The sequence below is a fragment of the Halochromatium sp. genome (assembly GCF_046541315.1).
Lineage (GTDB): Bacteria > Pseudomonadota > Gammaproteobacteria > Chromatiales > Chromatiaceae > Lamprobacter.
In genome coordinates, this window is the sequence record NZ_JBKHDN010000063.1 from 1 (window position 1) to 13,131 (window position 13,131).

Annotated in this window: 13 protein-coding genes; 4 read left to right on the forward strand and 9 right to left on the reverse strand. The window is 65.8% G+C overall.

Translation table 11 applies throughout. From position 1 onward, the window contains the following. Positions 1-128: 128 nt before the first annotated feature. From ACLFQI_RS06235 to ACLFQI_RS06245, 3 genes are all read left to right on the forward strand, one after another. Positions 129-764 carry an SCO family protein gene (locus tag ACLFQI_RS06235; RefSeq protein WP_410758027.1) on the forward strand — a complete coding sequence of 212 codons (636 nt, stop codon included), beginning with the start codon at positions 129-131 and terminating at the stop codon, positions 762-764. Between the two features lie 221 nt (positions 765-985). Further along, positions 986-1,630, forward strand: a complete 645-nt coding sequence (locus ACLFQI_RS06240) for a c-type cytochrome (RefSeq protein ID WP_410758041.1) — start codon at positions 986-988, stop codon at positions 1,628-1,630. Positions 1,631-1,776: 146 nt separating this feature from the next. Further along, positions 1,777-2,562: an endonuclease/exonuclease/phosphatase family protein gene (locus ACLFQI_RS06245; protein ID WP_410758030.1), complete on the forward strand. Its 786-nt coding sequence runs from the start codon at positions 1,777-1,779 to the stop codon at positions 2,560-2,562. Between the two features lie 27 nt (positions 2,563-2,589). Here the strand turns inward: ACLFQI_RS06245 and ACLFQI_RS06250 are convergent, their stop codons facing one another. The 5 genes from ACLFQI_RS06250 to guaB form a co-directional block, all read right to left on the reverse strand. Then, the gene (locus tag ACLFQI_RS06250) at positions 2,590-3,108 is read right to left on the reverse strand and encodes a hypothetical protein (protein WP_410758031.1); all 519 of its coding nucleotides are present in this window, start codon (positions 3,106-3,108) and stop codon (positions 2,590-2,592) included. 77 nt (positions 3,109-3,185) lie between these two features. Continuing rightward, complete coding sequence (locus ACLFQI_RS06255) at positions 3,186-3,833, reverse strand: hypothetical protein (RefSeq protein ID WP_410758032.1); 648 nt, start codon at positions 3,831-3,833, stop codon at positions 3,186-3,188. A gap of 165 nt (positions 3,834-3,998) precedes the next feature. Further along, the gene (gene tadA / locus ACLFQI_RS06260; RefSeq protein ID WP_410758042.1) at positions 3,999-4,490 is read right to left on the reverse strand and encodes a tRNA adenosine(34) deaminase TadA; all 492 of its coding nucleotides are present in this window, start codon (positions 4,488-4,490) and stop codon (positions 3,999-4,001) included. Positions 4,491-4,552: 62 nt separating this feature from the next. Next, positions 4,553-6,127: a glutamine-hydrolyzing GMP synthase gene (guaA, locus tag ACLFQI_RS06265; RefSeq protein ID WP_410758033.1), complete on the reverse strand. Its 1,575-nt coding sequence runs from the start codon at positions 6,125-6,127 to the stop codon at positions 4,553-4,555. A 125-nt stretch (positions 6,128-6,252) separates the two neighbouring features. Next, positions 6,253-7,719, reverse strand: coding sequence for an IMP dehydrogenase (gene guaB / locus ACLFQI_RS06270; protein ID WP_410758035.1), 1,467 nt, complete (start codon positions 7,717-7,719; stop codon positions 6,253-6,255). Positions 7,720-7,864: 145 nt separating this feature from the next. Here guaB and xseA point away from each other — a divergent pair, with 145 nt between their 5' ends. Further along, positions 7,865-9,253: an exodeoxyribonuclease VII large subunit gene (gene xseA / locus ACLFQI_RS06275; RefSeq protein ID WP_410758036.1), complete on the forward strand. Its 1,389-nt coding sequence runs from the start codon at positions 7,865-7,867 to the stop codon at positions 9,251-9,253. 1 nt (position 9,254) lies between these two features. Here xseA and ACLFQI_RS06280 read toward each other — a convergent pair whose 3' ends face one another. The 4 genes from ACLFQI_RS06280 to ACLFQI_RS06295 all read right to left on the reverse strand — a co-directional run bounded on the left by ACLFQI_RS06280 (position 9,255) and on the right by ACLFQI_RS06295 (position 12,976). Continuing rightward, complete coding sequence (locus tag ACLFQI_RS06280) at positions 9,255-9,575, reverse strand: tetratricopeptide repeat protein (protein ID WP_410758037.1); 321 nt, start codon at positions 9,573-9,575, stop codon at positions 9,255-9,257. A gap of 49 nt (positions 9,576-9,624) precedes the next feature. Continuing rightward, positions 9,625-10,785, reverse strand: a complete 1,161-nt coding sequence (locus ACLFQI_RS06285) for an AMP-binding protein (protein ID WP_410758038.1) — start codon at positions 10,783-10,785, stop codon at positions 9,625-9,627. 72 nt (positions 10,786-10,857) lie between these two features. After that, on the reverse strand, positions 10,858-11,235 hold the full coding sequence (gene pyp, locus ACLFQI_RS06290) for a photoactive yellow protein (protein ID WP_410758039.1): 378 nt from the start codon (positions 11,233-11,235) through the stop codon (positions 10,858-10,860). Between the two features lie 283 nt (positions 11,236-11,518). Next, on the reverse strand, positions 11,519-12,976 hold the full coding sequence (locus ACLFQI_RS06295; protein WP_410758040.1) for a TrkH family potassium uptake protein: 1,458 nt from the start codon (positions 12,974-12,976) through the stop codon (positions 11,519-11,521). Between the last annotated feature and the right edge of the window lie 155 nt (positions 12,977-13,131).

The following is a 13,131-nucleotide window of genomic DNA, read 5'->3' on the forward strand; positions in this document are numbered from 1 at the left end:
TTGGCTTGCGCAGCCTCCCCGAGCTTGCGCATCCTCCCCGAGCTTGCGCATCCTCATGGTCCCGCGCGGCGAAGACGCGGACACTAGCCCGCATCCTCAGCCTCCGTCAGCCGCTCTCCGATCGCGCGATGTCGAAGTCCATTCCTCTCATCACGATCCTGCTGTTGAGCGCCTTGCTGGTTTGGCTCCTGGTTGCCTGGAATCCCAGCCCGAGCGAATCCGGCGGCCATGAACAGCTCGATCGCCCGCTCGATCTGGCTGACCCGCCAACGGGTGGCGATTTTGAGCTGACCTCGGCGCGGGGCGCGCTGAAGCTCTCGGACCTTCGAGGCAAGGTGGTCTTGCTGTATTTCGGGTATGCCGCGTGCCCCGACATCTGTCCGACCAATCTTGCCATCATCGCGCTCGCGTTACGCGAGTTGACGCCGGCGGAGCGAGACCGGGTTCAGGTCGTCTTCGCGAGCGTCGATCCAGCACGGGATACCCCCGAGCGGCTGGCCGAGTATGCGGGTTACTTTCATCCGGATATCATTGGGGTCACTGGCTCGGACGCGGACCTGAGAAGGGTGGCCAAACAGTACGGGGCCGCTTACCGGCGCACGGAAACGAGCGACTCGGCGATGGGGTATGTGGTGGATCATTCGGCCTACAGCTATGTGATCGATGCCTCCGGCGCACTCGTGCAGGTGCTCGATCACGCAACCCCCGCGCCAGAAATCGTGGCGACCCTGCGCCGTTACCTGAATGAGACCGACCCGATCTAGATCCTAACAAGGCGGTTCGACGCGGGCAGCATCAGGCCTCGCGTGTCGCCTGACCTGGAACCTCTCGGCGCGCGCCGTCTCTTTAGCCTTCATCCTTGCAGGCTCGAACGGCAACGCGTTGACCGAAATCGTCAATCTCTGATATGTTTACATGGATTTGCATGGCCAAGGCTCACGCCGGTAGCCCGCCATCCACGAATATCGACTCAACGGTAGTGACTATGAAGACATCGCTGATCGCCGGAATCCTTTCCTCCGCCATGCTCACCAGCGCCGGTGCCGCCTTGGCCTCCGAACTATCGACCGACATCGGCGGCGATGCGGCCAAGGGTAAAGAAAAGGCCGGACAGATCTGCCAGGCCTGTCATGGTCTCGATGGCAATGGCACCCCCGGCCAGCCGGTGTGGCCAAAACTGGCCGGCCAGCATCCGCGCTACATCTACAAGCAGCTGCAAAACTTCAAGAATGACGAGCGTTGGGATGAGCAGATGTCGCCGATGGCGATGCCCCTCAGCGATGAGGAGATGCGTAATCTCGCGGCCTACTATTCGGGGCTCGAACAATCCGGCGGCACGGCCGAGGAAGACCTCATCGCCAAGGGTGAACGGCTCTATCGGGCCGGTAACGCGGAAACCGGCGTGCCGGCGTGCTCCGGTTGCCACGGCCCGGCCGGGCTGGGTAGCGACCTGGCCAAATTTCCACGGATCGCCGGGCAGTTCTCCGAGTACACCGCTCAAGCCCTCGGCTATTTTCGCGATGCCGAGCGGGCCAACGACCCCAATGGAATGATGCGCGACGTCGCCGCCAACCTCAAGGACGATGAGATCGAGGCCCTTGCCGCCTATATCGAGGGTCTCGGCCTTTAGGTCCCTGAGCCTGAACGGACGAGAGCGCGGCATCGGCGACCTGTGGCCGGGCCAGCCCGCTGTTTCGAAGCTGGCCCGCCCGCCCCTCCATGCCGGCATGGCAGATCGGCATCGCGAGACAGGCCCGGCAGCCTTGAGGACGAGCCGTGAATCGGTTACGGCTGCTGAGCTTCAATATCCAAGCCGGTATTGAGTCACGTTGTTACCGCGACTATGTCGCAAACAGTTGGAAGCACCTGATCCCCCATCGTGGACGCCAGCGCAACCTTGCCAGCATCGGAGCGCTGTTAAGGGGGTTCGACATGGTGGCCTTGCAAGAAGTCGACGCCGGCAGCCTGCGCAGCGCCTTTATCGATCAAAGTCAATACCTTGCCCATCAGGCGGGATACCCCTATTGGCTTTCCCAGGTCAACCGCGCGCTGGGTCATTTTGCCCGCCACAGCAATGGGCTCCTGAGCCGGATCCGGCCAGGAGCGGTCACCGAGCACAGGCTCCCTGGCCTGCCCGGTCGCGGCGCCATGGTGGTCGAGTTCCCGACCAGCGCCGGCGAGCCCTTCGCCGTCTGCGTGCTGCATCTCGCCTTGGGGCGACGGGCACAGCGTCGTCAGCTCGATTATCTGGTCGAGGTTGCGCGTCACTATCGAATGATCGTCCTGATGGGAGACTTCAACTGCGGCTGCGGCTCGCGGATGCTCCGCGCGGCGATTGCCGCGGCAGGGCTGCGCGGCCTCGACTGCGAGTTGAAGACCTTTCCGAGTTGGCGTCCCGAGCGCAATCTCGATCACATCCTGGTCTCTCCGGAGCTGCGCATCCGGGGCGCCCAGGTGCTCGACTACGCGCTCTCCGATCATCTGCCGATCAGCATGGAGGTGGAGCTTCCCCAGGGCCTGTCTCTGATCGAGGCCGATGCGCGCGGTGTCGTGTCCGCCTAGATCGAGCCGCACGGCATGGCGTGGGCTTCAGTCTTGGACATAGAAATAACGCCAGGCGCCGATCTCCATGCGCTTCAACAGGGTGAACAGCGCGGGTAAGGGTCGCCCCTCGCCCGGAAAGACGGGCTCGATGTCGACGAACAGGCGTCCGCAACCGGCGTGGCGTCCCCAGTCCCACTGCCAGCCAGGCGAGTGGGCTCCGCAACGCGTGCAGCTCAGCGTGCGGCAGGCCTGATCGGCGCTCGCGCCAGTGTCAAGCTGCTGGCGCCAGTTCGATAATGCCGCCTGGCAGGCTGGACAGCGCGGTGGGCGGCTATTGCGACCGCTGCGAAACCGCAGAGTCTCGAAGGGTCCTTCGAGAGCGATGGCAAGCCGTTGCGAGCCTCCCGGTGCCTGATCGAGCTGCACGGCGCATCCTGTGAAGCCGATGTATTCGAACAGGCGCTCACCGGGCCCATGGCGCATCGGCGCCGTGGACGGCGCGGCCTCGATGAGTCCACCCTCTCGCAGGACCGCCGAGAGGCCTGACAGACTCGCCCTGGCCATCGGGTCCTCTGGGGTCAGAAGCAAGCGGCCGCTGTGGAGCCGTGGGCAGCGGCGGGCCCGATCGATCCCGTCCGCGCTCATGCCTCAGTATGCGCCGAGGTTGCCGCGCGCTCAGCGCCCGAGAGCGCGCGCACGGCATGCACCGCCGCATGCCCCGCGGTGTCGATATCCGATTCCTTGCCGGAGAGCGTCAAGCGACCGAAGGCGCCCACCGCGCGCACGTCGATCAGGGTGATATTCGCCGCCTTCTCGGCCTCATTGGCGGCATAGACGATGTAACCGGCCGGTTCGGTCTCGAGGATGAACATGCTCTGCCCGGGCAGGATCATCGAGCCACGCCGATTCTGGCGGTTGATCAAGACCGTGTGATCCGGGGTCATCGCGCGAATCACCTCGTTCCAGGCGATGCGGCATTTCTGGCGGTCGTCCTCGCGCGCGCGCAAGGTGCGCAGGACCGCATGGCCGGCCTCGAGCACATCGCTTTGATCGCGCTGATGGATGACCATGGAGCCGAAGGCGCGCTCGACGACCTGCTGGCCGAGGTGGACGCGGGTCGCCTTCAAAGCGACGTCGGTCAGGCGGTGGACCGCCATTCCCGGCGAGACTTCGATCCACATGCAGGCATCGCCAGGCACCGGCAGGAAGCCCTGCGAGACCGTGCCGAGATATTCCGCGAGCTGAGGCTGGAGCGAATCGATATAGACGTAGGTACGAAGCTTGATCATGCGGTCCCTTCCCGAAATGGGGTCAGTCGTTCCAGCTCGCCGGAATCAACCCTGAATGATACCGCAAATCCGCGCCGCCGAGCTTGACCGGGCAGCGCGGCGTCAATGACCGTCGAGCAGGCCTTGGGCGAGTCCTATCAAGCGCATACCGCCTTGCGGGTCTTTTCACTCGCCTTTCCGTCCATCGCCGGAGCGACGGGCGCGAAAGAACGCGCGCAGCAGCGCGGCACAGTCATCGGCGAGTACCGCGCCCTCGCAAGCGGTGCGATGATTGAAGCGCGCATCCGACGGCAGCAGGTCGAACACCGAGCCGCAGGCGCCGCCCTTGGGATCGCTCGCGCCATAGATGACGCGCCGAATCCGCGCATGGACGATCGCCGCCGCGCACATCGGGCAGGGCTCCAGGGTGACATAGAGATCCGCCCCCGGCAGCCGATAGTTTTCGACTCGCTTGGCCGCCGCCCGCAGGGCCTGGATCTCGGCATGGGCGGTCGGATCCTGGTTCGCGATGGGTTGGTTCCAGCCCTCGCCGATGATCTCGCCGTCGCGCAGGACCAGCGCCCCGACTGGAACCTCGCCGTCTTCAGCGGCCCGCGCGGCAAGCCCGAGGGCGTGCCGCATCCAGTGTCGATGCCGCCGCCGCTCCTCCGCATCCAGGCCTGGGGCAAGGGCTGCTTGTCGCGATGAAGGTGGATGCCTGGCCTGCTCCCACCCGATGTCTACTCCCACTCGATCGTGCCTGGCGGCTTGCCGGTGATGTCGTAGACCACGCGCGACACCCCCGGCACCTCGTTGACGATGCGGGTGCTCACGCGATCCAGGAACGGGTAAGGGAGATGCGCCCAGCGCGCGGTCATGAAATCGATGGTTTCGACCGCGCGCAAGGCGATCACATGCTCGTAGCAACGGTTGTCGCCGACCACGCCGACCGAGCGTACCGGCAGGAAGACCGCGAAGGCCTGCGAGACCTGATCGTAAAGCGCCGCGTCGCGCAGCTCCTCGATGAAGATGCGATCGGCCAGCCGCAGCGTATCGGCATACTCCTTCCTGACCTCGCCCAGAATGCGCACGCCCAGCCCAGGGCCGGGGAAGGGATGACGATAGACCATCTCGGCCGGCAGCCCCAACTCGATGCCGACGCGCCGGACCTCGTCCTTGAACAGCTCGCGCAGCGGCTCGACCAGGCCTAGGCGCATCCGCTCCGGCAGACCGCCGACGTTGTGGTGGGATTTGATCACCTTCGCCTTGCCGGTCTTGGCACCGGCGGATTCGATCACATCCGGATAGATGGTGCCCTGCGCCAGCCATTGGACGCCGGGCAGCTTGGCCGCTTCGGCCTCGAAGACCTCGATGAAGGTATTGCCGATGTGCTTGCGTTTTTCCTCTGGATCGCTGACGCCGGCGAGCCGATCGAGGAACCGCGCCTCGGCATCGACGCGCAGCACCCGCACGCCCATGTGGCGGGCGAAGGTCGCCATCACCTGATCGCTCTCGCCATGGCGCAGCAGCCCATTATCGACGAAGACGCAGGTCAATCGGTCGCCGATGGCGCGATGCAGGAGGGCGGCGACCACCGAGGAATCGACCCCGCCCGAGAGCCCGAGCAGCACCTCGTCATCGCCGGTTTGAGCCTGGATGGCGGCGATGGCGTCGTCGATGATGTTGGATGGGGTCCAGAGTCGGCCGCAGCCGCAAATGGCATGGCAGAAGCGCTCGATGATGCGCTGGCCCTGGCGGGTATGGGTCACCTCAGGATGGAACTGCACGCCATAGAACTGGCGCGACTCATCGGCGATCCCGGCCAGCGGCGCGTTCTCGGTCTCGGCGATCACCGAAAAGCCCTCGGGCAGGGCCTCGACGCGATCGCCATGACTCATCCAGACATCCAGCAGGCCATCGCCTTCGGGGCTGGTGTGGTCCTCGATATCGCGCAACAGCTGCGAATGGCCGCGCGCGCGCACCTGGGCATAGCCGTACTCGCGCTGTTGCGCCGCAGCAACGCGTCCGCCAAGCTGCGCGGCCATGGTCTGCATCCCATAACAGATGCCGAGCACCGGCACGCCGAGCTCGAAGACCAGCGGCGCCACGCGCGCGGTCGCTTGCGTATGCGCCGATTGCGGACCGCCGGAGAGAATCACCCCGGAAGGCGCGAACGCGCGCACCGCCTCGGACGGCATATCCCAGGCATGCACCTCGGAGAAGACCCCGGCCTCGCGCACCCGCCGCGCGATCAGCTGCGTGTACTGAGAGCCGAAGTCGAGGATCAGGATGCGGTCGGCATGGATATTCGGCATGGGCTTAGAGGCGGTCTGGAGATCGGCATCGAGACAGGATGGGCTTCGTATAGAACAGGCATCGGACATGGAGCTGCGGCGATATCGATTCCACCCACTTTCTTGGGCGATCGACGGGAATCGCCTTAGTTATCGATGCGGTAATTCGGCGCTTCCTTGGTGATCTGCACATCGTGCACATGGGATTCGCGCATCCCGGCTGCGCTCACGCGCACGAACATCGGCTTGGTGCGCATCTCCTCGATGGTCCGGCAGCCGGTATAGCCCATGCTCGAGGCCAGCCCGCCGATCAGCTGCGTGGTGACGTTGAGCACGCTGCCCTTGTAGGGCACCCGGCCCTCGATGCCTTCGGGCACCAGCTTCTCCTTATCGGTCTGCTCCTGGAAGTAGCGGTCGCTGGAGCCCTCCTTCTGGCCCATGGCACCGAGCGAGCCCATGCCGCGATACGACTTGTACGACCGGCCTTGATAGATCTCGACCTCGCCCGGCGCCTCGTCGGTGCCGGCGAACAGCCCGCCGACCATCACGCTGTGCGCGCCCGCCGCAATGACCTTGGCGACATCGCCCGAGAAGCGCAGCCCGCCATCGGCGATCAGCGGCACCCCGGTACCTTCGAGCGCTTGGGTGACATTGCTCACCGCTGTGATCTGCGGCACGCCAACACCGGCGACGATGCGCGTGGTGCAAATTGACCCAGGGCCTATGCCAACCTTCACCGCATCGGCACCGGCCTCGACCAACGCCGTCGCTGCCTCGGCGGTGGCGATATTGCCGCCGATCACCTGCACCTGCGGGAAGTGGCGCTTGATCCAGGTGACGCGATCGAGCACGCCCTGCGAGTGTCCGTGCGCGGTATCGACCACGAGCACATCGACGCCGGCCTCGACCAGCGCGGCGACCCGCTCGTCGGTGCCCTGGCCGACCGCCACCGCCGCGCCGACGCGCAGGCGCTCATGCGCATCGCGCGAGGCCTTCGGGAAGTCGGTCGCCTTCTGGATGTCCTTGACGGTGATCAACCCGCGCAATTCGAAGTCGTCGTTGACCACCAGCAGCTTCTCGATGCGGTGTTGATGCAGCAGCGCCACCACCTCGTCGCGGCTCGCGCCCTCCTTGACCGTGACCAGCCGCTCACGCGGGGTCATGATGGCCGAAACCGGGGCGTCCATGCGCCGCTCGAAGCGCAGATCGCGGCCGGTGACGATGCCGCAGAGCCGTCGGCCCTCGGTCACCGGCACGCCCGAGATATCGTGCGCCCGCGTCAGCGCCAGCACCTCGCCGATGCTGACGCCGGGATCGACGGTGATGGGATCGCGGATGATGCCGCTCTCGTATTTCTTCACCGCCAGCACCTCGCGCGCCTGGCGTTCGGCCGACATATTTTTGTGTACGATGCCGATACCGCCCTCGAGCGCCATCGCGATCGCCAGCCGCGATTCGGTCACCGTGTCCATGGCCGCCGAGATCAGCGGGATCTTGAGCGCAATGGCGCGCGTCAACTGGGTGCTGAGGTCCACCGCATTCGGGGTCACGGTCGAATGCGCTGGCACGAGCAGCACGTCGTCGAAGGTCAGGGCTTCCTCGATCAGGCGCATGGCGAAACCTCGAAATTGGGGTTTGAGCAGGGACCGCGCGCGGCGGCGGTGTGCAAAAAGGTAACCTTCTATCATAGGAAATCAACCACGTATCTGCAACGACATCGCGCAAGCGCTGCCGATGCCGGCACCCTGATCCTCTGCCATGCCAACGCCTCCAGCCGCTCCGATCATCGATTTCTCGCGCGACATCTACAGCGTCTCGCGCCTCAACGCCGAGGTGCGCGCCGTGCTCGATGGCAGCTTCCCGCTGCTCTGGGTCCAGGGCGAGCTGTCCAACCTGGCCCAGCCCGCCTCCGGGCACCTCTACTTCAGCCTCAAGGACGGCGCCTCGCAGGTGCGCGGCGCGATGTTCCGCGGCAAGCGCCGGTTGCTCGGCTTCCAGCCCGCGAATGGCCAGCAACTGCTGGTGCGGGCGCGGGTGGGGTTCTATGAGCCGCGCGGGGAGTTCCAGCTCATCGTCGAACAGATGGAGCCGGCCGGCGATGGCGCCTTGCGGCTGGCGCTCGAACAGCTCAAACGGCGCCTTGCCGCCGAGGGCCTGTTCGCCGAGGCGCGCAAGCGTCCGCTGCCGGCCTATCCTCGTCAGTTGGGGTTGATCACCTCGGCCAGCGGGGCGGCGCTGCATGACCTGCTGACGGTGCTCGGGCGCCGGTTCCCGCTGTTGCCGGTGCTCGTCTATCCAAGCGCGGTGCAAGGCGCCGATGCCGTGGCGGCATTGATCGCGGCGATCGAGCTGGCCAACCGCCGCCGCGAGTGCGAGCTGCTGATCCTGGCGCGCGGCGGTGGCTCGCTCGAGGATCTGATGGCCTTCAACGACGAGGCGCTGGCGCGCGCGATCGCCGCCTCCGAGCTGCCGATCGTCACCGGCATCGGCCATGAGATCGATCTCAGCATCGCCGATCTGGTCGCCGATCGACGTGGCGCCACGCCCTCGGCGGCGGCCGAACTGGTGACGCCCGATGTCGAGCAGGTGCGGCACCACCTGCGTGGGCTCGAGGCGCGCCTCGGGGCGGCGTCGCGGCAGACGCTGGCGACGGCGAGTCACCGCTTGGGCGCATGTATCCGTCAACTGCGGTTGCTGCATCCGCGCGCGCGCCTGGAGCAGCGACAACAGCGCGTCGATGAACTCCAGCGTCGGCTCGAACGCGCTCTGGCGGCGCGGGTGGACGCGGCCGGCTCGCGTCTGCAACGGTTGCAGCAACGCTTGCGCCAGGTCTCGCCGGAGCCGCGGCTGCGTTTGGAGTCGGCCCGCGTTGCCGGCGTCTGCGAGCGGCTGGTGCGGGCTGGTCAAGCCAGCGTCGAACGCCGCCGCGAACGGCTGGCCGCCGTGGCCGCTGGTCTGCAAGCGCGCAGTCCGCTGGCGACCCTGGCGCGTGGCTACGCCATCGTCACCGAGACCGCCAGCGGCGCGCTGGTGCAGCATCCCCAGCAGGTTGCGCCCGGCGTGCAGATTGCGGTGCGCGTCCAGGGCGGTTGCTTTGCGGCACAGGTGACATCGGTGCCGGACGAGACGGCACAGCCGGCCGACTGATTCAGTCCAGTGCCGCCCGCGCCCGCTTGAGGAAGACCCGCATCTCCTTGGCGGCTTGCGCGTCGCCCTTGCGCTCGGCGACCTCGATCCCCTGGTTCAGCGCCTCGACGGCCTCGGCCGCGCGCCCGGCTTGGGCGAGCGCCCGCCCGTAGAGCTTCCAGGCCGCCGAGTACTCCGGATCCTGGCGTACCGCCTCGGCGAGATGCGCGATGGCCTGCTCGGTCTCATCCAGCTTCAAATACTCGTTGCCAAGACTGTAGCGCAACAGGGCCGAATCCTGACCACGCCCGCGCATGGCTTCCAGATTGTCGATGATGGTCATCAGTGCCTCCACGAGAATCGCTCGCTCGCCAGCCAGGCCAACAACGTGCTCAAGTCGACCAGTCGCCGAGCTTGCCGAGCGCGGTGCGCGGGAGCGAGGCGCCATAGGTCAGGGTCACGGGGCGCTCCGCCGCCGGCCAGTCGGCGGTGACGCGGGCGATCTCGGCGGCGGCCTCGGCCGCGCTGGTGGCGGGCACCACGAAGGCCTTCAGGCGCGGCTCGGCGGTGGTGGTCGGGCGCACGGCACAGTCGGCGACGCTGTCGAGCGCCTGCAACCGTTGCGCGACATAGGCCGGGCTGACATTGACGCCGCCGATGGAGACCACGTCATCCTGGCGCGCGCCGAGCGTGAAGCGACGCGCATCCTGCCACTCGGTGTGATCCGGCAGGGAGACGAGCGCGCCGCTGGCATGGCGCAGGCGGTTGGCGTCCTGGCGTTGCCAATGCGCGAGCAGGGTATAGGGCGCGTCCGGCCGCCAGCGCGTGGCGACGCCGCCGGTTTCGGTGCTGCCGTAGATCTCCAACAGTCCGGTCAGCCCTTGGTCGAGCAAGGCGGCGTGGGTCGCGGCGGCGAGCGGGGCCGTCGAGGACGCGCCCAGGGTTGGCGCCTGTTGGGTTGATGCCTGGTGGCCTGGGGACCAGCCAACGCGCGTGCGCGCCAGATAATCCCAACGCGGCGGCACCGTCACCAACAGGTCGCCGGCGCGCAGCTCAGGCGGCATCGCGCTCTCCACCGAGACTCTCGCGGTCCCCATCACGCCCGGTAAGGCGACGCCGAGCATGAAGCCATAGAGATGATGCAATGGCAGCCAAGCGACCACGCGCTCGATGCGCGCGACCTCGCACAAGCGTTGCTGCAAGGCCTCGGCCTCGAGCGCGAGGTGCGCCCAGGGATGCACCTGCGTGGTCGGCGCGCCGGTACTGCCCGAGGTCTGGAAGGCGAGTCCAGAGGTCGAGCCCATGGCCTCGGCGACGAAACCGACCCAGTCGTCGAACGCGCGCAGCATCAACAGGCGGTCCTCGCTGCCGGTCTCGTGCAACCGGAAGAAGCGGTTGACCGTGGCGGCGAGATGCAGCCGTTCGAGCGAATCGAGCGGGACCGAGGCGTCCCATTCGGGCGGCGCCGCGCAGCCGCGATAGGTCGAGAGCGCCGCGCGCAGCAACGACCGCAGGACATCCGCGCATGCGGACTCGGGCAACCACTGGGGCATTACGAAGACATCAGCGGTAGATCCATGGGGCCATGCCGCGCGGTTTCGACCATGGGGGCGACTGAGCGAGGCTCAGAGGCGTTTGACGAAGATCCAGTAGCTGTCATCGATCAGCGCCTGTTTCATGTGGACCTTGACCTTGGTCGGCTGCATCTTGTAGTCGAAGACATACTCGAACATGGTGTGCAGGTTCTTGTTCTTGACGCCTTCCTGAAAGCGCCCCTGAAACTCCTTGCTTTGCGTGCAGGGTGCGATATCCGTGAAGAAATTCTTCCCGATCACGCTCTTGGGGTCGCGACCGGTGATCCCGCCCTCGGCAGCGTTGTATTGGAGCACCTTACCGCTGGCGTCGAGCTGAATCGCGCCGAACGCCAGCTTATCCAGGTCCTCGTCGCTCATGTTGGCGAGATTGTTTTCGATGTCGTCACTGCCGAAGTGTACGATTTCCAAGGTTGACTCCTGATGGTGCCGTCGTTTGCTGAATCCCGCCGCGCCGGCGGGTCCGGCCCTTGCGGCCGGTTGTCCCCATTCGCCCTGACGCCCTGACACGCAAACTCGAAGAACGCCTAGACTCTGGGCCCTGGGTCGATGTCGTCCCACGCTCGGGTCGATCGGCTATCGCCTCGAGCGTGGGACTGGCAGGCCGCACGGACAAGCCAAGCCATGCTCGCAAGGGCTTCGTAGCCGATAATAGTGGCCCTTCTGGGCTGGTCAAGGGTCAAGGAATCGATCCTCACCGCTGCCAGAAGGTCGGGCTAAACAGCACCAAAAGGGTGAAGATCTCCAGGCGCCCGAGCAGCATGGCCACGCAGAGGATCCAAATCCCGGGGTCATGCATATCGGAATAATGGGCGCCAACGGCGCCGAGGCCGGGGCCGAGATTATTCATGCAGGCGGCCACCGCCGAGAAGGCCGTGATCAGATCCAATCCGGTCGCGGCCAGCGCCAGATACATCAGCGTGAAGGTCGCGACATAGAGCGAGAAAAAGCCCCAGACGGCATCGATGACGCGATGGTTGATAACCTTGCCGCCCACGCGCACCGGCAGTTGCGCGTTCGGATGGATCAGGCGCCCGATCTCGCGCAGCCCCTGCTTGATCAGCAACAGCAACCGGATCACCTTGATGCCGCCGCCGGTCGAACCCGCGCAGCCGCCGACGAAGGCGAGGAAGATCAGCAGGATCTGGATGAACGGCGGCCAGAAGTAAAAGGCATCGGTGGTAAAGCCGGTGGTGGTGCCGATCGAGACGGTCTGAAACAGGGCGTGGACGAAGGAGCGCTCCCAGTTGGAATAGGTCTGGGTGTGGAAGAGCGCGAGGGTGACGATCGTCGTCACCGCGATCATCAGGAACAGGTAGAACCGCAGTTCGCTATCGAGGCCGTAGACGAACAGCGAGCGGCGCCGAAAGGCGACGAAGTGCAGCGCGAAATTCATCCCGGCGAGCAGCATGAAGAAGACCGCGATCATCTCGATCCAGATGCTGTCGAAATGGCCCATGCTGTCGTCATGGGTCGAGAAACCGCCGATGGCGATGGTCGAGAAGGCATGGCCGATGGCGTCGAAACCGTCCATGCCGGCCAGCCAATAGGCGCCGGCGCAGATGACCGTGAGCCAGAAATAGATGTACCAAAGCGCCTTCGCGGTCTCGGTGATACGCGGCGTGAGCTTGGTCTCCTTCATCGGTCCCGGCATCTCGGCGCGGTAGAGCTGCATGCCGCCGATCCCGAGCATCGGCAACACCGCGACCGCCAGCACGATGATCCCCATGCCGCCGAGCCATTGCAGTTGTTGGCGATACCAGAGCATCGAGTGCGGCAGCTCATCGATGCCGAGGATCACCGTGGCGCCGGTGGTCGTCAGCCCCGAGATCGACTCGAACACCGAGTCGGTGAGCGAGAGGGTCGGTTCCGGCGAGAGCCAGAAGGGGAGCGCGCCCAGAAGCCCGAGCACCACCCAGAACAACACCACCACCAGGAACCCGTCACGCACCCGCAGCTCATGGCTGGCGCGGAACGCGAGCAGCCAGTTCAGCACGCCGATGCCGAGGATCAGCGCGAAGGCATAGAGGAAGGGCAGCAAGGCGCCGTCCCGATAGATGAGCGCGACGACCGCCGGTGGCAGCATCGAGACACTGAACAGGATCAGCAGCAGGCCGAGAACCTTCTGCACGGTGAGCAAGCGTTTCAGCATGGGCGATCGGTTCTCGCAAACGGCCAGCGGCGAGCGCTAGAAGAAGGTGACGCCGACCTGGAACAGCTTTTCGACCTCGGGCACGCGCAAGCGGTCCTGTAGGAACAGGATCACATGGTCTTCGGATTCGATGACGGTGTCGTGATGCGCGATCA